Below are 20,216 nucleotides of genomic sequence, written 5' to 3'. Positions count from 1 at the left end.
GCCCGCCCGAACCGCTCAGTTCTTCAGATCGTCCGGCACCTTGCCGCCGTTTTCGGCGAGCTTCGTCATCACCTGCTTGTGCAGCCAGATATTCATCGATGCCGAATCGTTCGTGTCGCCGCTGTAATCCAGTTCCTCTGCGAGCTGCTTGCGCGCGCCGAGGCTGCTGTCCAGCGAAAGCAGCTTCATCAGATCGACGATCGACGTGCGCCAGTTCAACTTCTCCGAATTCTGCTCGGCGAGCGCGCTGAGAATCGCTTCGACATCGACGGGCTCCGCCGGTGCGGCGGCGGGAGCCGAAGCGGGCGCGGCATCCGCCGCTGGCGCCGCGTCCGGCGCGGCTGCAGCCTGCACGGCCGGATGGCTCGACGGGAAGATCTTGCTAAGGATCGTGCTGAAAATGCTCATGGCTTGCCTCCGAAAAACGGTTGAACGCAATAGCGCGCACGGGCCATGTGGCCGTGAAGACCCGCCGCGTCCTGGCAATACGCGAACCGCTGGCGACATAGCCAACGAACGCACGTCCGGGCCGCATTGCACGTACCCGGACGCCCCCTATCCTCGCTGTAAAAAATGACAGGACGATGCCGCTTATTGTTACGCGAGGACGTAAAATCCGGCCGCCAAACTTGCGCAGGAATCAGACTTAGAACCGGCGACGGCTCACAACAAGGCAAAATACGGGTTTTGACGCGGACGTATCGAGCGCGCGTCCGCCCGTTTGCGGCGGCCCGCCGCCGTCCGCCCCGAATTCCACGCCGCCGCGCGACAGCCGCGCGGCGCGACCGAATCCCCAAGAATCAGGAGCGATCTTTCATGACCGAACCGAACGTTTCGTTGCTGGGCAGGCTGTCGCTTGCCTTCGGAACATTTTTTAGCATTCTGGGCGATCGCGACTTCGCTGCCAGCGTGTTGCGCCTGCGCAGCGGCGCAGCGCCCACGCCAGCACCGGCTCCGGCCGCAGCGCCCGTCGCTAAGCCCGCCCCGGCCCCGGCGCCCGTCGTCATCAAGGAAGCCACGCCCGAGGCCGCGCTCCAGTTGCTCGGCCTGCTCCAGCGCGATGCACGCTTCATCGATTTCGTCGAGGAAGACATCGCGAAGTATTCGGACGCCGATATCGGCGCGGCCGCGCGCCTCGTCCATGACGGCTGCCGCGCGACGCTGCGCGAGCATTTCACGATCCAACCGGTGCGCGACGAAGCCGAAGGCAGCCGCGTGACGATCAACGAAGGCTTCGACGCGACGGCCATCCGACTGACGGGCAACGTCGTCGGCAAGGCACCGTTTTCGGGCAGCATCAGCCATCGCGGCTGGCGCGCCGCCGACGTGCGTCTGCCGAAGCTCACGCAAAGCCACGACGCGACCGTGCTCGCCCCTGCCGAGGTGGAACTATGAGCGATCCCCGCTATTCGATCGGCATCGATCTGGGCACCACGCACTGCGCGCTGTCATACGTCGATCTCGCCGCAAGCGACGGCGAAAAGACCGAGCAGCAGGTGATGCCCGTCACCCAGTTGACCGCGCCCGGCGCGATCGAAGACCTCGATCTGCTGCCGTCGTTTCTCTATCTGCCGCACGAAAGCGAGCTGACACCCGGCGATCTCGCGTTGCCGTGGACGGGCGAGCGCACCTTCGCCGTCGGAGAAATGGCGCGTAGCCGGGGCGCAGGCACGCCGATCCGCCTCGTGTCGAGCGCGAAAAGCTGGCTGTGCCATCCGGGCGTCGACCGCCGCGCGGCTATTCTGCCGAGCGACGCGCCGCCTGAAGTCACGCGCGTGTCGCCGCTCGAAAGTTCGGTGCGCTATCTGACGCATCTGCGCGAGGCGTGGAACCACGCGCATCCCGATGCACCGTTCGACCAGCAGGAAATCACGGTGACGATTCCCGCGTCGTTCGATCCCGCCGCGCGCGAGCTGACGGCGGAAGCCGCCAACGCCGCCGGCTACGGCCAGATGACGCTGCTCGAAGAACCGCAGGCCGCGCTCTATAGCTGGATCCAGAAGAGCACAGGCGGATGGCGCAAGCAGGTCAAGCTCGGCGACATCATCCTTGTCGTCGACGTCGGCGGCGGAACGACCGACCTGTCGCTGATCGCCGTGATCGAACGCGAAGGCAATCTCGAACTGCATCGCGTCGCCGTCGGCGATCACATTCTGCTCGGCGGTGACAACATGGACCTCGCGCTTGCGCACGTGGTTGCGCGCAAGCTCGCGTCGCAAGGCACGCAGGCCGATCCGTGGCAACTGCGCGCCCTCACCTACGCATGCCGTGGCGCGAAGGAAACCCTGCTGTCCGATCCGTCGACGGATACCGTGCCGCTCGTCGTGCCTAGCCGGGGCTCGAAGCTGATCGGCGGCTCGATCCGCACCGAACTCACGCGCGACGAACTCACGCAGACGATCCTCGAAGGCTTCTTCCCGCAAGTCGAGTCGTCGGCCCGGCCGATGACCCGCACACGCGCCGGCCTCACGCAACTCGGTTTGCCGTACGCGCAGGACGCGGGCATCACGCGTCATCTCGCGGCGTTTCTCGGCCGCCAGGTCGCGGCGCTCGCGGAGTTGCAGGGCACGCAGAGCAACGGCCAGTTGCCGCTCGAAGCCAATGCGACGTTCCTGCATCCGACAGCCGTGCTGTTCAACGGCGGCGTGTTCAAGTCGGCGCTGCTGGTCGAGCGGATCATGTCGACGCTCAACGGCTGGCTCACGGCCGACGGCGCCGCGACGGCGCGTCTGCTCGAAGGCGCGGACCTCGATCTCGCCGTCGCGCGCGGCGCCGCGTACTACGGCTACGTGAAGCGCGGCCGTGGCGTGCGCATTCGCGGCGGCACGGCGCGGGCGTACTACGTCGCAATCGAATCGGCAATGCCTGCCGTGCCCGGCATGGAGCCGCCCATCTCCGCGCTGTGCGTCGCGCCGTTCGGCATGGAAGAAGGCACCGACGCGCCACTGCCGGAGCAGGAGTTCGGGCTGGTGGTCGGCGAGCCGGTGCATTTCCGTTTCTTCGGCTCTTCAGTGCGGCGCCTCGATCAGGTCGGCACGATGCTCGACTACTGGTCGCCGGATGAATTGCAGGAACTCGAAGAGATCGAGGCTTCGCTGCCCGCCGAAGGCCGTACCGTCGGCGAAGTCGTGCCCGTCAAGCTGCACGCGCGCGTGACGGAAGCGGGCACACTCGAACTCGAAGCGATCCCGCGCGGCACGAACGAGCGCTGGAAAGTCGAGTTCGACGTGCGCGGCGGCGCGCAAGACTGACCGTCAAGGCTTCGATGAAGCAAAAGCAGAAGCAGGCAGCCGCGCGTTTCACGGTCGGCATCGACCTCGGCACGAGCAATACCGTCGTCGCGTACGTCGAAACAGGTTCCGACGATATCCGCGTGTTCGAGGTCGATCAGCTCGTCGCGCCCGGCGAAGTGGGCGCACGGCCGCTGTTGCCGTCCGTGCGCTATCACCCGGCTGCGGGCGAGCTGAATCCGGGTGATCTGCAACTGCCGTGGCCGCAAGCCACTGAACAACCGGGCGGCACACAGCCGCCCGTCATCGGCCAGCTTGCGCGCGTACTCGGCGCGCAGGTGCCGGGGCGGCTCGTCACGAGCGCGAAAAGCTGGCTGTCGCATGCATCGGTGGACCGGCTCGCGCCGATCCTGCCGTGGGGCGCGCCCGACGACGTCGCGAAAGTCTCGCCCGTCGCCGCGAGCGCGAGCTACCTCGCGCACGTGCGCGCCGCCTGGAACACGCGCTTTCCCGATGCACCGCTCGAACAGCAGAACGTCGTGCTGACGGTGCCCGCATCGTTCGACGAAGGCGCGCGTGCATTGACGCTCGAAGCCGCGCGTCTCGCGAAGCTGCCCGCGCTGCGGCTGCTCGAAGAGCCGCAGGCCGCTTTCTACGACTGGCTGTTTCATCATCGGGTCAATCTTCGAGAAGAGTTAAACGACACGAAGCTCGTGCTGATCTGCGACGTCGGCGGCGGCACGACCGATCTCACGCTGATCAAGGTTCACATCGACGCGAGCGGCGAGCCGCAATTGACGCGCATCGGCGTCGGCAATCATTTGATGCTCGGCGGCGACAACATGGACCTCGCCCTCGCGCGGCTCGCCGAAACGCGTCTTACGCAGTCGCAGGACGGTCAGGCGCGGCTGTCGGCGGCGAGTCTGTCGCAACTGGTCGAGCGCTGCCGCGTCGCGAAAGAGCAATTGCTCGATGCGAACGCGCCTGAGTCGGTCGCGATCACGCTGCTCGGCTCGGGCTCACGCCTGATCGGCGGCGCGCGCACCACGCATCTGACACGCGACGAGATCGGGCGCGTCGTGGTCGACGGATTCTTTCCGCAAGTCTCCGCCGACGAGATGCCGCGCCGCTCGCGCGCCGCCATCGTCGAATTCGGTCTGCCATATGCCAGCGACGCCGCCGTCACGCGGCACGTCGCGGCGTTTCTGAAGCGGCTCGCGGCGCAATCGCGCGAGGCGCTCGGCGAGGCTGACGGGAACAGCGCAGACGACACGCTGCCCGTCCCCGACACGCTGCTGCTCAACGGCGGCGTGTTCCGCGCACACGCGCTGACGCAACGGCTGGCCGACACGCTCGGCGCATGGCGCGGCAAGCCGCTGCACGTACTGCAGAACGATCATCCCGATGTCGCCGTCGCGCGCGGCGCCGTCGCCTATGGACTGGCGCGCGCGGGCAACGCGCCGCGCATCGGCGGCGGCTCGGCGCGCAGCTATTTCCTCGTGCTCGAAGGCGATCAGGGCATCTGCCTGTTGCCGCGTGGTATGGAAGAAGCGCACGAGGTGCATCTCGACGACCGCGTGTTCGCGCTGCGGCTCGGGCAGCCGGTGCGTTTTCATTTGATGTCGACGGTCGCCGATACGCGCTTCAAACCCGGCGAACTCACGGATCTGTCGCAAGGCGATTTCATCCGCCTGCCACCGATTGCAACCGTCGTGCAACGCCAGCAGGCATCCGATGCCGACGAGCGGCCCGTGAAGCTCACCACGTCGATCACCGAAGTCGGCACGCTCGAAGTGAACTGCATCGCCACCGACGACCCTTCGCAACGCTGGCTGCTGCAATTCGAACTGCGGCGCGACGAGGCCTCTTCGACGACCCATGAAGACGGCGAAAGCGCACGCCACGCGTCGCTCGATCACGCGATCGAACTGATCGAGCGCGCGTTCGGCGCGCGTGCATCGAATGTCGGACCCAACGAAGTCAAGCGTCTGCGCGCGCAACTCGAACACACGCTCGGCCCGCGCGAAAACTGGGATGTAGCGCTCTTGCGCGAACTGTTCGGCGCATTGTGGGACCGCGCAAAGCGCCGGCGCCGCTCGGCGGATCATGAGCGGCTGTGGCTCAATCTCGCGGGCTATTGCCTGCGGCCTGGCTTCGGCTATCCCCTCGACGAATGGCGTGTCGAGCAGTTGTGGTCGATTTTCGACGACGGCATCCAGTACATCCACGAAAGCCGTGTGTGGTCCGAATGGTGGACGCTATGGCGTCGCGCGGCAGGCGGCCTGAGCGAGGACGCGCAGTTGCAGTTGCTCGACGCAATGGACTTCCTGCAAGCCGCGAGCATCAAAAAACAGAAGCTGCCGTTCGATCCCGCCAAGGTCGGCTATGCGGACATGATTCGCGTGCAGGCTTCGCTTGAGCGCATTTCGGTGGAGCGCAAGATCGCGCTCGCGCAGACTTTGCTCGAGCGGCTGCGCAAGCCTTCGGAGAATCATCAAACGTGGTGGGCCATCGGGCGCATCGGCGCGCGGCTGCCGTTCTACGGCAGCGCGCATGGCGTCGTGCCACCCGACATCGCGCTGCCCTGGCTCGAAGCCGTGCTTGCGCTGGACTGGAAAAAGGTCGAGCCCGCCGCGTTCGCTGCCGTGCAGCTGTCGCGCATGACGGGCGACCGTTCGCGCGACCTGCCCGACGCAGCGCGCGAAACGGTGATACGGCGGCTCGAAACGCTCGGCGCGGCGCCCGCGTGGGTCCAGATGGTCCGCGAGACCGTCGCGCTCGATGAAGCCGATACCGGCCGCGTATTCGGCGAATCGTTGCCGGCCGGGCTGAAGCTGATCGGCGGCGCGTAGCTCAAAGCGTTTGAGCGCGAGCGGGTGCGCTCGTCCTTGCCTGCTGATGGCGATGAGCTTCTTCGCTTGCGGGCTCATCGCGGCGTGCATCGGCGGTTGCCGTGACCAGCACCGCGCGACGCGTGCAGCGCGCGACCACGTCGCTCATCCGCTCTTCCCAGAAACGCCATTTCGAGCCCTGCCCCGCGCCGACAACGATCATGTCCGCGTCGAGTTCTTCGGCGAGCCGCGCAATTCTGCGGCCCACGCTACCGCCTTCGAGTTGCACCGTGACGGCCTGCGTATGAATGTCCCATGCGTCGAGTTCGAACACTTCTTTGCAGCGGCGTTCGACCGTACGCTCGAGTTCCGCCACCATCTGTATCGAATCGAAGCAGCCGTACTCGACACCCGCCATCGCCCACCAGGGCATCGTGTCGACGACATACACGGCCGTGAGCCGTGCGCCCGTGTGGCGGGCCTTGTCGATGGCGGACTTCAATACGCTGTTGTCCGGGTTCGTGCCGACTGCTACCAGAATGTGCCTGATCATTTCGTGTGCCTCCGTCGTTACGTTGCTTCCATGTCATGCATGATGCGACGCGAGACTTAGCGATAAATGAGCGAGGCAAGGCACGCTGCGGTGGATGTGCAGCGCGATTGAACTGAGGATTCGAGAGGAAGCGGATGGCGCGAAGCGCGCCATCCGTGGCATTCGATTGGACGAATGCGATCAGATGATCAGGCGGGAAATCTTCGAGCCTTCCAGCGATACGCCCGCCATCAGCCCGCCGTTCGTGAGCACGAACGCTTCGACGGGACTCATCGCCGTCGACGTATCCACGTTACCGTTCGCGCCGACGTTCACCAGCGCGACCGACGCATCGACGCCCGCCGACCAGCCCTGGCTGCGAGTGAACTCGCTGAGTGCGTCGTCCGTCATGAACAGCATGACGATCGCCTTCGACTGCGCGCCGATCTGCAAGCCGAACGACGCCGCCGCGATGCTGTAATAACCCGATGTCTGTCCGCCGACGCGCAGTGCGCCCTGCCCGTACTGCCCGCCGAACCAGAAGCCCGCCGAGATCACCGAAGGGAAGACGAGGATGCCGCGCGACTTGTCGGCAAGCTCGCGCGAGCCGCCGATCGTGTTGAACAGACGCGTGAGTGTTCCGTCGACGTCGGCATCGATCGACCGGCGCTTGCCCGCGTTCGCTTCGGGCGACGCATCCGACGACGGCCCCGTGGTCGTGCAGCCCGCGAGCGCCAGTCCGCCCGTAGCGAGCGCGGCCGTGGTCATGGCGATGAATCGGCGGCGTTGTATTGTCATTGTTTCTCCCTTGCTTGATGCCGTTGTTGATACCGTGGTCGATCCCGGTAGCGGGTGTATGTCGATCGTTCCGCTTCGATCCTTTGACGAAGGTCAATCCTATCCGATGACAGCCAATGCCGCGTTCGAGTTCCTTACCGCCCGCACTTCAAGCATTGGCGATGCGCTCATGCATGGCGCGGCAATGGCGCACCAGTTCGGGCCGCGACAGCACATACGCCTTCAGCGGCGTGTCGATCTCATAGAAATAAATGTTCGCGACAAAGCCGTAGATCGCGGCGTCAATAGTGGCCGGTTCAGGGCCGAACACGAAGCCGCTATCGCCAAGCAGATCGGCCACCACCCGCAAATCGCCGATACCTCGCGCGTACACCTGATCCGGCTCGTAACGGCCGATGCCCTGATAGTGATAGCGCTGCCGGTTGTACTCGCGCGCCGCTTCGAGATCGTTCGTGGTGACGTCGGCGTGCTCGCGCAGCACAGCATCGCGAAACGCCGGCCAATAACGATCGTCGCGCCAGCGCGAATAGCTCATTGGCCAGTAGAGATCGTCGAGTGTGCGGCGCACAAGGAAGTCGAGATTCGCCTGACCTTGCGATAGCGCGCTGTCGATCTGAAGATCGTACTTGTCCTTCAGATACGCGATGATCGCGTCGCTGTCGCCGATCGTCTCACCGTCGTCCGACAGATACGGCAACTGGCCGCGCGGCGCGCGCGACGTATCGAGAATATGTTGGTGCTCGAAATCGAGCCCGCACAGCCGCATGAACGCGTAGACCTTCAGGCCGAACGCATTGTTGTCGGCGACGCCGAACAGATCGGGGTACGAATACAGCGTCAACATGAATGAAGTCTCCGTGGTTCGTGAGTATCGATTCTGCGGGCATTCTTCATGGGCAAAAGCACGGTGCTACAGGCACGTCTTTAACACCGTTGCGCACCGCAATGCGTGCGCCAACCCACATTCGGGCGTCCCGTTTTTTTATTCGGTTTTAATGCGAATCGCGCTACGCTAGCTTCGTTGTCAGTCTGGAGAAAAGGGCATGACGAAGACCCGAGCCATTCTGCGCGCCATTTTCGGCGTTCACCACCATCACGACGATGTTGCGCGGCGCCGCGCTTCCGCCGGTCGCAGCGTGATGATGCGCGTAACGCTCGACGCGCAACACGTTACACCGCTGCGCCGCGCGCTGACCCGCGATTGCGCGGGCCAACCGTGGACCATCCGCATCGCGACGCTGCCGCATACCGAGCGCGTGCAACTCTCGCTCTATCTGCCGAAAGACGCAGTGAACGGCGCGATCCGGCAAGTGACGCGCATTGCGCCTGCCGCGCAGTTCGGCCACCTGTTCGAGATTCCCGACACGCCGACGGACGGCTGGCGCGATCTGCTGCGCGCAACCTCGTGGGCACAGGCAGCGAGCGCGTTGCGCCCCGCGAAGCCGCCCGTCAAAGCCAGCGACGACGACGCCGACACGCTCGACCGTCTGCTGAGCCCCGGCAACGTGCTGCTCGACACGGACGCCGCCGATCGCGCAGCGCTGTTCGCGCAGATCGGCGTGTTTTGCGAAACGCACTATGGCGTGCCCGCCGGCCAGGTGATCGACGGATTGAACACGCGTGAAGCGCTCGGCTCGACGGGACTTGGACAAGGCGTCGCCGTGCCGCATAGCCAGATTGCGGGCTTGCTGACGGCGGTCGTGCTGTACGTGCGCCCGCGCATGCCGCTCGACTTCGACGCGCCGGACGCAAAGCCCGTCAGCGACGTGATCGCTCTGCTCGTGCCCGAAGGCGCGAACACGATGCATCTGAATCTGCTCGCGGACGTCGCGCAGCGCTTTTGCGACCAGCATTTTCGCGAGCGTCTGCACGCGTGCGGCAGTGCAAGCGAAGTGTGCCGGCTGTTCAGCAGCGCCGCCGAGCCGGCAGAAATCCCTTCCCTGATGCCGCATCCCGCTGCGCGTGGCGACGCATCCAGCGCGCGGCTGCGGGCGTGACGCTCGCCCCGATCACCTTGCCCGTTCATTCCCAGCGGACTTCGTCGCGGCCTTGCAACGCCGCGACGCGCAAGGTTTCCTGCGTGCGCCGGAACACGCGCGGCGGTACGCTCGGCGAGTCTTCCGCGAGCCGGTCGAGGATCTCGCGCACTTCACTCACGTAGCGGCCGTCGCGCGCGCCGGTGTCGCCTGCGTAGATCGCTTCCAGCCTGCGCCGCACGGCGCCATAGCGCGCGCCCGCCGAACGATGCTGTTCGGCACGCTCCGCGTAGCGCAGAAAGGTCTGCAACGCCGCCGACACGGCCGCCGCAATGCTCACCAGCCCGACGACGAGCCGCACCCATCGCGAGTCCGCTGACGCCACCAGCGACAGAAACACCGTCGTCCCGACCACGGCCGACACGACTGTCACGCCGATGCCGAACATCCGGTTGCGCGCGGCAAGCAGATCGGCCATGTCGTAGTGGCTTTTCTGCGACTCGCGCGCGCGGCGAATCCACTTCAACAGCAACTCGTCCTCGTTGACGGGCGGCCGGTATTCGGCGCGCCCGCTCAAAGCGGGATCGGGGCGCGAGCCCACGCCGGCGCCCGGCTCCGCATGCGTATCGACCATCGTCATGCCCTTGCCTTCCTTTGACGAAGAGAGGCCAGCATAGCATCGCGGCTTGCACGTACGCACGGTGCCAGTTCCCACTGCGAAAGTTGGTAGGATGATGGAATCCGCAGGGGTATCGATGGCAAAGCGAGAAGTGGAATCCTGGTATCGGCCGCCGGCGGAAGAAGCGTGTCCGTTGTGTGGCCGCGCGATTCCAGCCGATCAGCGCGACGAGCATCATCTGGTTCCGAAGGCCGAAGGCGGCCGCGAAACGGTCGTGCTGCACCGGATCTGCCATCGGCAGTTGCATGCGCTCTTTTCGGAGCGCGAACTGGCGACAACCTACGCATCCGTCGATCGCCTGCTCGAAAACGAACAAGTCAGAGCTTTCGTGAACTGGGTACGCACGAAGCCCGATGGGTTTCATGAGCGTACGCGCAGCAGCCGGCGCAAGCGCTGAAACGGATCGCGCGCATCGGGCGCGTGGTCCTGACATCAACGGAACAAGTCATGCCTGTGTACGACTATGAGTGCGCCGAATGCGGCACGTTTGAAGCAGCGCGGCGCATCGCCGAACGCGACGAACCGGCCAGTTGTCCTCGCTGCGGCACATCCGCGGAACGCGTGCGGGTCGGCGCGCCCGCGTTGCTCGGCAGCGCGTCGGGCGGTTCGTCGGGCGGCGCATCCGAAAGTGAAGGCGGATATGGCATGCGGCATCGCGGCTGCTCGTGCTGCCCTTGAGCGCGTGCGAACGGCGCGGCATGCCCTCGCGCAACACTCGCGGCTTTCGGCACGCACGGCACGCATGGCGCGCCGCTAGTCTCTAGCCGCGCCATGCGGGCTGCGCCCATTGCCTCACGCGAAACCACTTCCCCTCACTCACGACGCCCAAAGGTTGCGCCATGCCGCTTCGCCTGCCCCCGCTGAACTCGCTGCGCTTCTTCGAGGCAGCGGCGCGGCACGGCAGCTTCAAGCTCGCCGCCGCCGAACTGAACGTGACGCCGAGCGCCGTCAGCCACGGCATCGTCGCGCTCGAAGAATCGCTTGGGGTCGCGCTGTTCGTGCGCGAGCCGCGCAAGCTGTCGCTGACACCAGCGGGCGAGCAGTATTTCCCCTACATCGCCGAGGCGTTCTCGCTGATCGCGCTCGGCACGCAGCGGCTGCCCGACAACCGCACGCATCGCACGGTGACGGTGAGCTGCGCGCCGACGCTCGCGATGCGCTGGCTCGTGCCGCGCCTGTTCGAGTTTCGCGCGCAGTGGCCGAACATCGACGTTTCCGTCGATACCTCGCGCCGCCAGGTGGGCTTTCCCGTCGACGGCTTCGACTTCGGCATCCGTTTGAGCCGTGGTCCCGTCCCGGGCAGCGACTGGAGCCGGCTGTTCGGCGAGCGGCTCGTGCCCGTTTGCAGCCCCGCGTATCGCGACGAGCGACGCGACGCACTCGGCAACGTCGACTTGCGCCACGCGACGCTGATCCACGTCGATACCGCGAGCGAAGACTGGCAGGCGTGGCTGGACGGCGCGGGTGTCCACGATATCGACGCATCGGGCGGCGTGCGTTTCGACACGATCCAACTGGCCCTCGAAGCGGCCACGACGGGCATGGGCGTCGCAATCGGCAGACGGCCGCTGGTGAACCGCGAGCTGGACGCCGGGACGCTCGTCGAGGCCAGCACGCCGACCGTCGATGCGAAGACGGCGTACTGGCTGGTCAGCGCGGAAGGCACGGACTCGCGGCCCGATCTGCAGGCATTCAAGCGCTGGCTGCTTCAGGAAGCGCACGCGTTCGATGACGCTGCTTCAACGGGCGAAGCCACGCACTTCACGACGGCAACCCGCTAGCACCCACTAGCGACCCACTCCCCCTGCGAGTGAATTTTCTTCATCTGTCGCCGAAAACTTTTCGTTTGTCGCGCCTGCTGGCTGCTGCGAGGATGCCGCCAGGAGGAAACGAAACATGTCGACAGCCAAACCCGCTTACGCAGCACCCCTTAAAAACCCGACCTTTTACGTGATCGTCGCCGCCGCGCTGATCATCAGCGCGGCCATGGGCATCCGGCAGACCTTCGGTCTCTTCATCGGGCCGTTTTCGTACGATCGCGGCCTGCCCGTCACGCTCGTGGCCTTTGCGATCGCGCTGCACAATCTCGTGTGGGGCTTCGCGCAGCCGTTCGCAGGCGCCGCCGCCGACCGCTACGGCGCCGCGCCCGTCGTCGCGTTCGGCGCCACCACCTTCGCTGCGGGCCTAGCGCTCGCGGCCGGTTCGCCGTCCGCTATCGCGCTGATTGCAGGGCTTGGGCTGCTGGTCGGCATCGGCGTGAGCTGTACGACGTTCGGCGTCGTGCTGACGGCCGTCGGGCGCGCCGCGACGCCCGAGCAGCGGAGTATGGCGATGGGCATCGCGAGCGCGGGCGGCTCGCTGGGACAGGTGCTGATGGTGCCGTTCGCGCAACTGGTGCGCGAAACGTCGGGCATATCGACGTCGCTTTACGCGCTCGCCTTCCTGATGCTGGTCGCCGCGCCCTTTGGCATTTTGCTTGATCGTCGCAGGGAAGTCGGCGCGCCGAATGTGGCTGCATCAACCGCAGCGGCCACTGTCCCGCCGCTGCGCGAAACGCTCGCCCACGCCGTGCGCCATCGCGGCTACCGGCTGCTGACGCTCGGCTTCTTCACTTGCGGCTTCCAGCTTGCGTTCATCGCCACGCACCTGCCCGGCTATCTGACCTTGTGCCACATGCCAATGGGACTCGGCGCCACCGCGCTCGCGCTGATCGGCCTGTTCAACATGGCGGGCAGCTGGGCGTGCGGCTGGCTTGGCGGGCGCTTCCGTCAGCAGCATGTGCTCGGCTGGCTGTATCTGATTCGCGGGGCGACGATCGCGGCGTTCTTCCTGCTGCCGAAGTCGACGGTTTCCGTCGTGCTGTTCGCCGCCGTGATGGGCCTGACGTGGCTCGGCACGGTGCCGCTCACCAGCGGCCTGATCGCCAAGGTGTTCGGCACGCGGCATCTCGGCACGCTGTTCGGCGTCGTGTTTCTCAGCCACCAGCTGGGTTCATTCCTCGGCGCGTGGCTCGGCGGCTACGTGTTCGACGCGACGGGCTCGTACACGCTGATCTGGGCCGCGACGGCATTGGCGGGACTGTTCGCCGCGCTGCTGCATTTCCCGATCAACGACACCGTCCACGCACCCGTCGAACCGGCGCGCGCCTGAGTTTCGCTGAGGCTTTTCCAGAGGCCAGTGTTCAGGATTGGCCATTGACGCGGACGGCTCATGCCGTCCGTTTTTTTGTCTTTTGCCAACCCGCTCTCACGCAATGGCAGCAGCCGCAGCCGCAGCTTCGCGTTTACGCGTCGCGTAGCAGCGCCTGACGAACATCGCGGCCTGCCGCAGTGCCTGATTCGCCTCGGGCAGGAATGGCGCGAAACACGGCAGCGCGTGCGGCATCGCATGCCACTGCGCGACCTGCACCGTCACGCCCACGCGATTGAGCCGCGCCGCGAGCGCGAGCGCATCCTCGTACATCGCTTCCGTGTCGCTGATCTGCAGATGGATGGGCGGCAGATCGTGCAGTTCACCGCGCGACGGCGACACATACGGGTCCCACGCGCTCGCGTCGCCGATGTACATCCGCGCGGCATGCTGCATCGCTACGCGTGTCGTTGGCCCTGTGCCGCGCGCCGCGCGCCATGTCGTCGTCAGATCGGCCCACGGCGAGAACAGCACGGCGCCCGCAGGCAAGGCCTCGCCTGCGTCGCGCAGCGCGACCAGCAACGCGAGCGCGAGGCCGCCGCCCGCCGAGTCACCCGCGACAACGATCGAATTCGCCGCGATGCCGCGCCCGATCAGCGTGCGGTACGCGTGCAACGCATCCTCGAGCGCGGCGGGAAACGGGTGCTCGGGCGCGAGCCGGTAGTCGGGCGCGAACACGGGCGCGCCGCTATGCGCGGCGAGCGCCGTCGTCACCGCGCGATGGGTCGCCGACGATCCAAAGTAGTAGCCGCCGCCGTGCAGGTACAAAATCGCGTTCGCGATGGGTCCGGGTCGGGTCGACGGTAAAGTCCAGAGCCCGTCGAGACCCTCATCGCGCACCCTGCGCGAACGCGGATTGAGAAGCGCCGCGAGCCACGCGCCCGGCAACGAGAGCCGGTGCGAGCGCGAGCGCATCTGCGCGACATCGGGCGCGGGCGCGCAGCGCGCCCGAGCCCGATGCCCGACGAGCAGCGGCATGGCCATCAGAACGGCACGCGCCTGCCAGCTTGCGGCCATGCGATCCGCGAGGCCTTCGATAGCCGGATGGTTCGACATGGCCGCGCCTCAGCCTTGCGTCGAACCAAAACCGTCGCCCCAGCCGGCGCAACGTGGGTAGCGCACGCGCGCGCCGATGCGGCACCGCGAAGGCTGCATGCGGTAGGCGCGCGCGGCATAGACGGGCGCACGCAGGTTCGCACACGCGGCGCCTTGCGGCGTGCAGTCGACATGCACGGCGATCCGCGTACGGGTGCCGGGATCGTACCTATCGAATGCGGCCGGTGTGTGGTTGAACGCATCGTTGCGTTTGACAACTACCTTGACTTCTGGAATGCCTTTCATCGCTCTCTCCTCGCCGCGCGTTTCAGCGTGATTGCTGTGCGGTGAGGAGATTGTGTCGATGCAGAGTGAGGGGAGAATGAGGACGCGCGGCGCTCAGGTTTTAGGCGCTTCGCCGAGCATGACGGTCCAGCCGAGGCCGCGTACATTGCGGATCACCGACTGTCCGAACTTCTTGCGCACCGAGTGAATGAGCACGTCGACGGCATTGCTCTCGACTTCCTTGCCCCAGCCGTACAGCTTGTCCTCCAGCTGGTCGCGCGACAGGATCGTGCCGGGCCGTTCGAGAAACGCGAGCATCAGCGCGAACTCGCGCGCCGACAATACCGACGACACCCCATTGCAGCACAGCGTGCGCTTGTCGAGATCGAGGTTCAGCGCGTCGTCGCCGAGACGCGACGATGCGTAGCCTGCCTTGCGCCGCAACACGGCGCGCATGCGCGCCATCAGCTCGGGGACGTCGAAGGGTTTGAGCACGTAGTCGTCGGCGCCGACGTCGAGGCCCTGCACGCGCGCTTCGAGATCGTCGCGTGCCGTGAGGATCAGCACGGGCACGGTATTGCCCGCCGCGCGGGCCGACCTCAGCAGTTCGATGCCGCCCATGCCCGGCAAGCCGAGATCGAGCAGGACGACGGTATATTCGGCGGCAGCGATGGCCGCGCTGCCCGCATTGCCGTCGCGCACCCAGTCGACGCTGTAGTCAGCGTCCTGCAGCGCGCGCATCAGACTTTGGCCAATCTGCAGATCGTCTTCAACCAGTAGCACTCGCATGATGTCGTGTCCACAGCAACGAAGCGTTGTCGTTGGCCGCAGCGCAAGGACCGATCAGCCGCATGGCGCACTGCGCACTGCGCGCGGGCGGCGGTTTGCGATTCCGGGCCGTGGCGGCCGGCACGCCCCACTCCCGCGCACCAGCCAGATCGCATGATAACCGAGCCTGCACAGGCTAAACCGTTCGGTATCGACGACAAAAAAAGGCCGACTGCCTACGCAGTCGGCCGAAGGATTCTGGCTTGCACCGATCGCCGTGCCAGAACCAGAGGGGCCTGCTCCAACAGTTCCCATCTTAGGCACGGAGAATTAGCAAAGAATGAGCGGCACTGCGCTTGTGGCACCGCTTACGGCACCGACGGAAAACCGATCGACGCGACGATCCCCGATTGCCCATCCGTACGGTTGCGCAGGCTCGCCTCGCCGCCGTACCGGTTCACGATAGCCTGCACGATCGACAAACCCAGCCCGCTGCCCTCGATCTGCACATTGGCCCGGAAAAACCGGTCGAACACGCGCGGCAGCAGCGCCTCGTCGATGCCTGGCCCGTTATCGACCACTTCGATCCACACCTTCCCGTCGCGCACCTGGATACTCAGATCGACCTTGCCGCCATCGGGCGTGTAGCGGATCGCGTTGCTCACCAGGTTGCGCAGCGCGATGCCGATATCGGCGTCGTTCGCGCGCACAAAAGCGCTCGTCATCTCGTCGGCGCCGATGTCGATGCCGCGCTGCATCGCGATCGGCAGGACTTCGGCCACGGCGTCGACGACCACCTCCGACACGTCGACGCGCGTCAGCGTGTCCGCCTTCATGGGCGCATCGGCGCGCGCGAGCCGCAGCAGCTGCGCGATCATCCGGCCGCTGCGCCGGATGCCGCTTTGCAGTTCGCGGAAGCGCTCCTGGTTACCTGGCGCGATATGCGGCGCAAGGTTGTCCGCCTGCAACTGCAGCGCGGTGAGCGGCGTGCGCAGTTCATGTGCCGCGTCGGCGATGAACTTCCGCTCGCTCTCGATGGACTGTTCGAGCCGCTCGATCATCGTGTTGATCGACAGGATGAACGGGCGTATCTCGGTCGGCACGCCCGAGGTCGACAGTTGCTCGAAATGCGCCATGTCGATGGCCTGTACCTGTCTGCCGAGCCGCGTCAGGCGCCTCAGCGCGCGCCGCACGACGAGCAGCACGGCGATCCACACCAGCGGCACGAGCACGATCATCGGCCACAGCGTATTCAGCGAGCGCGCTTCCGCGAGGTCCTGGCGCACGCGCGAACGCTGTGCGACCTGGACGACCATCGACGGCTCGCGCAGCGTGTAGATGCGCCAGTTCTCGCCGTTCACCATCGCATTCGTGAAGCCCGGCTCGGCCTCGCGCGGCAGTGGGAGCGAGGGGTCGGTCGAGCGGTAAGGCGTGGAGATGCCGTCCTTCCAGACCGTGAGGTAGACGTCGCGCTCGGGCTGCGAGCCGCGTGCGGGCGTGGTGGGCAGCGCATCGGCGAGGCCGCTGTGATACAGGCGCGTGGCCACCTGTTCGAGACGCAGATCGAGCAGCGCGCTCATGCCGGCTTTGGCAAGCTGCCATGAGCTGATGCCCTGCACCACGCCGACGACGCTCACCAGCACACAGAGGGCGAGCACGAGTTGATTTCTGAGGGAGCGGATCTTGGGCATGGACATGGTCTGATGCGTGCCGTCCGGTGAGAGTTGTGCAAACGGGATTGAACGCCAGGGCTGACGTGCCGCGACCCTTGTAGCCGGTAGCGGCGTCCCCTTTCCGCGAGCCGATTCTACACCGCGCTACACGCTCTTCTGGTTGCAAAGACAATAACGCGGGCGCGCAGAATTTTCTGCGCGCCCGCGGTTTCGTATCGGGTTGTTCGCCGGGTTCGGCGGTGCTTCAACGGCCCTTCAATGTCCGACGTAAATCGACTTCATCCCGACATCGTATTGAGGATGGAAGGCCGCTCCGCCTTGTGAGGTGCCGTCCGCGACGCCGCCGTATCCGTCAGCGTGCTGTGCGTCGAGACGCGCCTGCGCAGCTTCGAGGTTCGCTGGATAGTGCGCCTTGTCGCCAATCGGGTTGTAGCCCGCGCCTTCCAGTTGTGTGAGTTGCGCCTCGACTTCGGCACGCGAGACGGGTGCCGTCGTTTGCGCAAACGAGGCGATGGGCAATGCGAGCAACACGGCGACTGCAGCGGTCTGAATCAGCGTTTTCATGATGTTTCCCTCCGGGTTATTGGCTCGATGAGCCTTGCGATGAAGTTCATCGTAGAGATCGAAAATTAGAAACAAATGAGCGCCCGTTCTGGCGCGCCCCCGTCTGCCTAGCGCCAGTAGCCGTAATAGCCGCGATAGGCATAGTGCGGATGCCCCCAGTAGCCGACCACGACGGGCGGCGCGTACACCGGAGGAGGCGGCGCGTAATACACGGGCGGCGGTGCATACACAGGGTACGGCGCGACGGAGACGACGGGCATGACGGGGACGACGGGCGCGACGCCTCCAATCCCGACGCCGACGAACACGTGTGCCTGCGCGGCGCTCACCAGTCCCAAGCCGAGCAATGCGGCGACTGCAATGTGGCGAATCCCTTTCATGTTGTTCTCCTGGACGTTCGATGCCGTATCAGTGATGCATCGGTTGATTCGCATTCTGTGCGCCGATAGTGAGCAAAGAATTAGCCTCTGAATCAGGCGAAACAATCGTTATGGCACACCGTGACATAACGGTTCATCGCATGCCCGGCGCACTCATTTCCCGCTAATTAACCGCGCCTACGATTCATCCCGTCGATGCAGCGTCATGGTCGGAAAGCGACGAAACGGCAAGCAGCACAAAGCCCGCGCATCGCAGTCACGCAGCCGTGCGAATCCCATTTTCGCCAGCGCGTTTCCTTATCGCACTACTGAAGGAGCACATCATGTTCAACCAGCTCGCACACCGTCTCGGCACGCTGTTCACGTCCTCGCGCGACAGCGAACGCGAAGCGTGGCTCGCATCGTCGACGGACCTCGCCGATCTCGAACGCCGCCAGCGCATGCTCGACGACAGCAGCTATCCGTTTCACGTGAATTCGAACCCCGCGCCGCGCGACTGGATTGCGTGATGCACCGCGCCGTCAATCGAATCGAAGTAAAGGAGATCTGAAATGCGTCACTATCGAAGCGACAGTCCCGAGGCTGCGGCCCGCATCGTGGCCGCCTGCCTGCTGTCGGACGGACACGTCGGCGTCGACGAGCTCGAAGCACTGGAGCGTTACGGGATGGAAGCGCGGCTGAAGATGAACCGCGGACAACTGCTCGTCGTCATGCAGCAGATGTGCGAGGACCTGACGTCGACGGCCTATCTGAACTGGGGCGACACCTGCCGCCTCGACCCTGCCGTGATTTTTTGTCTCGCGCAGGACGTCAGGGACTGGCGGCTGCGCCGCGAAGTCATGGCGCTGTGCAACGAGGGCGCGCACGCGGACGGACATCTGTCCGAAGGCGAAGCGGCGTTCATTCAACTGTTGCGCGCGGCGTGGCAGATGCCCGAACCGTACGACATGCACGACACGCGGAGTTTGCGCCGCAAACTGAAGCTCGTGCCGGTTCAGCCGGGCTGAACGCCCGTCACTTTCTCTCAACCCACCGCGCTTTCCCGCCGACGCATCAGGTGCCGAGGCGGGAAAGCGCTTCACGCATGGGTTCGACGGATACCTTGACGATGCCGTCGAGCGGTGTATCCCGCTGTATCCAATTCCAGCCGCGAGCCTGCGTGCCGCTCGCATAGCACGAAACCGCCTATCGATAGCGCAATCCGCCTGGACACCTTCGCACGAAATGTCAGTTCTCTTTGCGCGAGCACGCTGCTTGAATGAACGTTTCCCACTTACACGGAGACGTCAGATGTCGAATACGCAAGCGGGTTTCGCCCCATCGAACGCAGGCACGATCGTCACGCAAGCCGCGCACGCTGCGCCTGAAACGCTCGATCTGCGCCGCGTCGCTGGCCGCATCGGCGCGGAGATTCGAGGTGTCAGGCTGTCCGGCTCGATCGATGCGCAGACCTTCGATGCGATCCACGCCGCGCTGCTGAAGCACAAGGTGGTGTTCTTTCGCGGCCAGCAGCATCTCGACGACACCGAGCAGGAAGCGTTCGCGCGGCGCTTCGGCGAGACCGTCGCGCATCCGACCGTGCCGTCCGTCGACGGCAGCCATCGTCTGCTCGAACTCAATTCGCAGCATGGCGGACGCGCGAACTCATGGCATACGGACGTCACGTTCGTCGATGCGTATCCGAAGATTTCGATCCTGCGGGCCGTCGTGATTCCGCCATACGGCGGCGACACGGTCTGGGCCAATACGGCGGCTGCTTACGAAAACCTGCCCGAACCGCTGCAGCGTCTTGCCGACACGCTCTGGGCGCTGCACACGAACGCCTACGACTACGCGTCGTCGCACGTAAACGCCGACACCGAGCAACTCAAGCGCTACCGCGAAGTGTTCACGTCGACGGTCTATGAGACCGAGCATCCCGTCGTGCGCGTACATCCGGAAACGGGCGAACGCTCGCTCGTGCTAGGTCATTTCGTGCAGCGTCTGAAGGGACTGTCGGCGGGCGACTCGACGCATCTGTTGCAGACCTTCCACGATCACGTCACGCGGCTCGAGAACACGGTGCGCTGGAACTGGACGCAAGGCGACGTCGCGATCTGGGACAACCGCGCGACGCAGCACTACGCGATCAACGACTATGGCGACGCGCATCGCGTCGTGCGCCGCGCGACAGTGCATGGCGATGTGCCCGTGAGCATCGACGGGCGGCAGAGCGTGGTGCTGCGGGGTGCAGGCGCCACGCTGCAGTAAGCGGTGCGCTTGCCGGCAGCCTTCGA

22 protein-coding genes are annotated in these 20,216 nt (G+C 65.5%); 11 read left to right on the top strand and 11 right to left on the bottom strand.

Going from position 1 to position 20,216, the window contains the following annotated elements; all coding sequences use genetic code 11:
• Nucleotides 1-15 precede the first annotated feature (15 nt).
• Complete coding sequence (locus BLT65_RS31300) at nt 16-408, bottom strand: DUF3597 domain-containing protein (protein WP_091785228.1); 393 nt, start codon at nt 406-408, stop codon at nt 16-18.
• A gap of 408 nt (nt 409-816) precedes the next feature.
• Here BLT65_RS31300 and BLT65_RS31295 point away from each other — a divergent pair, with 408 nt between their 5' ends.
• From BLT65_RS31295 to BLT65_RS31285, 3 genes are read left to right on the top strand one after another with little or no spacing between them, the layout of a single operon-like run.
• The gene (locus BLT65_RS31295; RefSeq protein WP_091785225.1) at nt 817-1,395 is read left to right on the top strand and encodes a DUF2760 domain-containing protein; all 579 of its coding nucleotides are present in this window, start codon (nt 817-819) and stop codon (nt 1,393-1,395) included.
• Nucleotides 1,392-3,251 carry an Hsp70 family protein gene (locus BLT65_RS31290; protein WP_091785222.1) on the top strand — a complete coding sequence of 620 codons (1,860 nt, stop codon included), beginning with the start codon at nt 1,392-1,394 and terminating at the stop codon, nt 3,249-3,251. Before BLT65_RS31295 ends, BLT65_RS31290 begins: the two co-directional genes overlap by 4 nt.
• A 14-nt stretch (nt 3,252-3,265) precedes the next feature.
• Nucleotides 3,266-6,082, top strand: coding sequence for an Hsp70 family protein (locus tag BLT65_RS31285; protein WP_091785220.1), 2,817 nt, complete (start codon nt 3,266-3,268; stop codon nt 6,080-6,082).
• A 1-nt stretch (nt 6,083) separates the two neighbouring features.
• On the opposite strand, the gene BLT65_RS31280 is transcribed toward BLT65_RS31285, so the two are convergent.
• From BLT65_RS31280 to BLT65_RS31270, 3 genes are all read right to left on the bottom strand, one after another.
• Nucleotides 6,084-6,614, bottom strand: coding sequence for a universal stress protein (locus tag BLT65_RS31280; RefSeq protein WP_091785217.1), 531 nt, complete (start codon nt 6,612-6,614; stop codon nt 6,084-6,086).
• Between the two features lie 180 nt (nt 6,615-6,794).
• Nucleotides 6,795-7,385: a BPSL1445 family SYLF domain-containing lipoprotein gene (locus BLT65_RS31275; RefSeq protein ID WP_165576867.1), complete on the bottom strand. Its 591-nt coding sequence runs from the start codon at nt 7,383-7,385 to the stop codon at nt 6,795-6,797.
• Between the two features lie 154 nt (nt 7,386-7,539).
• Entirely contained in the window at nt 7,540-8,235 is a 696-nt protein-coding gene (locus tag BLT65_RS31270) for a glutathione S-transferase family protein (RefSeq protein WP_091785210.1), read from the bottom strand.
• Nucleotides 8,236-8,434: 199 nt separating this feature from the next.
• Here BLT65_RS31270 and BLT65_RS31265 point away from each other — a divergent pair, with 199 nt between their 5' ends.
• Nucleotides 8,435-9,388 (top strand): PTS sugar transporter subunit IIA, encoded by a 954-nt coding sequence (locus BLT65_RS31265; RefSeq protein ID WP_091785207.1) that lies wholly within the window; start codon nt 8,435-8,437, stop codon nt 9,386-9,388.
• 25 nt (nt 9,389-9,413) lie between these two features.
• Here the strand turns inward: BLT65_RS31265 and BLT65_RS31260 are convergent, their stop codons facing one another.
• Nucleotides 9,414-10,007, bottom strand: a complete 594-nt coding sequence (locus BLT65_RS31260) for an SLATT domain-containing protein (RefSeq protein ID WP_042309307.1) — start codon at nt 10,005-10,007, stop codon at nt 9,414-9,416.
• A 115-nt stretch (nt 10,008-10,122) separates the two neighbouring features.
• Here BLT65_RS31260 and BLT65_RS31255 point away from each other — a divergent pair, with 115 nt between their 5' ends.
• From BLT65_RS31255 to BLT65_RS31240, 4 genes are all read left to right on the top strand, one after another.
• The gene (locus BLT65_RS31255) at nt 10,123-10,443 is read left to right on the top strand and encodes an HNH endonuclease (protein ID WP_091785204.1); all 321 of its coding nucleotides are present in this window, start codon (nt 10,123-10,125) and stop codon (nt 10,441-10,443) included.
• A gap of 50 nt (nt 10,444-10,493) precedes the next feature.
• On the top strand, nt 10,494-10,724 hold the full coding sequence (locus BLT65_RS31250; RefSeq protein WP_091785201.1) for an FmdB family zinc ribbon protein: 231 nt from the start codon (nt 10,494-10,496) through the stop codon (nt 10,722-10,724).
• A gap of 161 nt (nt 10,725-10,885) precedes the next feature.
• The gene (gcvA, locus tag BLT65_RS31245) at nt 10,886-11,827 is read left to right on the top strand and encodes a transcriptional regulator GcvA (RefSeq protein ID WP_091785198.1); all 942 of its coding nucleotides are present in this window, start codon (nt 10,886-10,888) and stop codon (nt 11,825-11,827) included.
• A 115-nt stretch (nt 11,828-11,942) separates the two neighbouring features.
• On the top strand, nt 11,943-13,196 hold the full coding sequence (locus tag BLT65_RS31240) for an MFS transporter (RefSeq protein ID WP_091785194.1): 1,254 nt from the start codon (nt 11,943-11,945) through the stop codon (nt 13,194-13,196).
• 96 nt (nt 13,197-13,292) lie between these two features.
• Here the strand turns inward: BLT65_RS31240 and BLT65_RS31235 are convergent, their stop codons facing one another.
• The 6 genes from BLT65_RS31235 to BLT65_RS31210 all read right to left on the bottom strand — a co-directional run bounded on the left by BLT65_RS31235 (nt 13,293) and on the right by BLT65_RS31210 (nt 17,940).
• Nucleotides 13,293-14,291 (bottom strand): alpha/beta hydrolase, encoded by a 999-nt coding sequence (locus BLT65_RS31235; protein ID WP_091785189.1) that lies wholly within the window; start codon nt 14,289-14,291, stop codon nt 13,293-13,295.
• A 9-nt stretch (nt 14,292-14,300) separates the two neighbouring features.
• Nucleotides 14,301-14,576, bottom strand: coding sequence for a hypothetical protein (locus BLT65_RS31230; RefSeq protein WP_091785186.1), 276 nt, complete (start codon nt 14,574-14,576; stop codon nt 14,301-14,303).
• A gap of 93 nt (nt 14,577-14,669) precedes the next feature.
• Nucleotides 14,670-15,344: a response regulator transcription factor gene (locus tag BLT65_RS31225; protein ID WP_007589771.1), complete on the bottom strand. Its 675-nt coding sequence runs from the start codon at nt 15,342-15,344 to the stop codon at nt 14,670-14,672.
• A gap of 347 nt (nt 15,345-15,691) precedes the next feature.
• The gene (locus BLT65_RS31220) at nt 15,692-17,020 is read right to left on the bottom strand and encodes a sensor histidine kinase (protein WP_091785183.1); all 1,329 of its coding nucleotides are present in this window, start codon (nt 17,018-17,020) and stop codon (nt 15,692-15,694) included.
• A gap of 231 nt (nt 17,021-17,251) precedes the next feature.
• Nucleotides 17,252-17,560 carry a DUF4148 domain-containing protein gene (locus BLT65_RS31215; RefSeq protein ID WP_091785180.1) on the bottom strand — a complete coding sequence of 103 codons (309 nt, stop codon included), beginning with the start codon at nt 17,558-17,560 and terminating at the stop codon, nt 17,252-17,254.
• 107 nt (nt 17,561-17,667) lie between these two features.
• Complete coding sequence (locus tag BLT65_RS31210; protein ID WP_042309334.1) at nt 17,668-17,940, bottom strand: hypothetical protein; 273 nt, start codon at nt 17,938-17,940, stop codon at nt 17,668-17,670.
• Nucleotides 17,941-18,263: 323 nt separating this feature from the next.
• Between BLT65_RS31210 and BLT65_RS31205 the strand changes: the two genes are divergently transcribed.
• The 3 genes from BLT65_RS31205 (at nt 18,264) to BLT65_RS31195 (ending at nt 20,190) form a co-directional block, all read left to right on the top strand.
• Nucleotides 18,264-18,449: a DUF3563 family protein gene (locus tag BLT65_RS31205; protein ID WP_042309290.1), complete on the top strand. Its 186-nt coding sequence runs from the start codon at nt 18,264-18,266 to the stop codon at nt 18,447-18,449.
• Nucleotides 18,450-18,491: 42 nt separating this feature from the next.
• Nucleotides 18,492-18,947 carry a tellurite resistance TerB family protein gene (locus BLT65_RS31200; RefSeq protein WP_042309288.1) on the top strand — a complete coding sequence of 152 codons (456 nt, stop codon included), beginning with the start codon at nt 18,492-18,494 and terminating at the stop codon, nt 18,945-18,947.
• 283 nt (nt 18,948-19,230) lie between these two features.
• Nucleotides 19,231-20,190, top strand: coding sequence for a TauD/TfdA dioxygenase family protein (locus BLT65_RS31195; RefSeq protein ID WP_091785177.1), 960 nt, complete (start codon nt 19,231-19,233; stop codon nt 20,188-20,190).
• Nucleotides 20,191-20,216 lie beyond the last annotated feature (26 nt).

It is taken from the genome of Paraburkholderia steynii (assembly GCF_900100565.1).
Taxonomy (GTDB): domain Bacteria; phylum Pseudomonadota; class Gammaproteobacteria; order Burkholderiales; family Burkholderiaceae; genus Paraburkholderia; species Paraburkholderia terrae.
This window is presented reverse-complemented; position numbering and strand designations above follow the sequence as displayed.

Coding starts and splice junctions, on each gene's coding strand:
- BLT65_RS31300 (WP_091785228.1), bottom strand. CDS start 408: ATGAGCATTTTCAGCACGATCCTTAGCAAGATCTTCCCGTCGAGCCAT.
- BLT65_RS31295 (WP_091785225.1), top strand. CDS start 817: ATGACCGAACCGAACGTTTCGTTGCTGGGCAGGCTGTCGCTTGCCTTC.
- BLT65_RS31290 (WP_091785222.1), top strand. CDS start 1,392: ATGAGCGATCCCCGCTATTCGATCGGCATCGATCTGGGCACCACGCAC.
- BLT65_RS31285 (WP_091785220.1), top strand. CDS start 3,266: ATGAAGCAAAAGCAGAAGCAGGCAGCCGCGCGTTTCACGGTCGGCATC.
- BLT65_RS31280 (WP_091785217.1), bottom strand. CDS start 6,614: ATGATCAGGCACATTCTGGTAGCAGTCGGCACGAACCCGGACAACAGC.
- BLT65_RS31270 (WP_091785210.1), bottom strand. CDS start 8,235: ATGTTGACGCTGTATTCGTACCCCGATCTGTTCGGCGTCGCCGACAAC.
- BLT65_RS31265 (WP_091785207.1), top strand. CDS start 8,435: ATGACGAAGACCCGAGCCATTCTGCGCGCCATTTTCGGCGTTCACCAC.
- BLT65_RS31260 (WP_042309307.1), bottom strand. CDS start 10,007: ATGACGATGGTCGATACGCATGCGGAGCCGGGCGCCGGCGTGGGCTCG.
- BLT65_RS31255 (WP_091785204.1), top strand. CDS start 10,123: ATGGCAAAGCGAGAAGTGGAATCCTGGTATCGGCCGCCGGCGGAAGAA.
- BLT65_RS31250 (WP_091785201.1), top strand. CDS start 10,494: ATGCCTGTGTACGACTATGAGTGCGCCGAATGCGGCACGTTTGAAGCA.
- gcvA (WP_091785198.1), top strand. CDS start 10,886: ATGCCGCTTCGCCTGCCCCCGCTGAACTCGCTGCGCTTCTTCGAGGCA.
- BLT65_RS31240 (WP_091785194.1), top strand. CDS start 11,943: ATGTCGACAGCCAAACCCGCTTACGCAGCACCCCTTAAAAACCCGACC.
- BLT65_RS31235 (WP_091785189.1), bottom strand. CDS start 14,291: ATGTCGAACCATCCGGCTATCGAAGGCCTCGCGGATCGCATGGCCGCA.
- BLT65_RS31230 (WP_091785186.1), bottom strand. CDS start 14,576: ATGAAAGGCATTCCAGAAGTCAAGGTAGTTGTCAAACGCAACGATGCG.
- BLT65_RS31225 (WP_007589771.1), bottom strand. CDS start 15,344: ATGCGAGTGCTACTGGTTGAAGACGATCTGCAGATTGGCCAAAGTCTG.
- BLT65_RS31220 (WP_091785183.1), bottom strand. CDS start 17,020: ATGTCCATGCCCAAGATCCGCTCCCTCAGAAATCAACTCGTGCTCGCC.
- BLT65_RS31215 (WP_091785180.1), bottom strand. CDS start 17,560: ATGAAAACGCTGATTCAGACCGCTGCAGTCGCCGTGTTGCTCGCATTG.
- BLT65_RS31210 (WP_042309334.1), bottom strand. CDS start 17,940: ATGAAAGGGATTCGCCACATTGCAGTCGCCGCATTGCTCGGCTTGGGA.
- BLT65_RS31205 (WP_042309290.1), top strand. CDS start 18,264: ATGTTCAACCAGCTCGCACACCGTCTCGGCACGCTGTTCACGTCCTCG.
- BLT65_RS31200 (WP_042309288.1), top strand. CDS start 18,492: ATGCGTCACTATCGAAGCGACAGTCCCGAGGCTGCGGCCCGCATCGTG.
- BLT65_RS31195 (WP_091785177.1), top strand. CDS start 19,231: ATGTCGAATACGCAAGCGGGTTTCGCCCCATCGAACGCAGGCACGATC.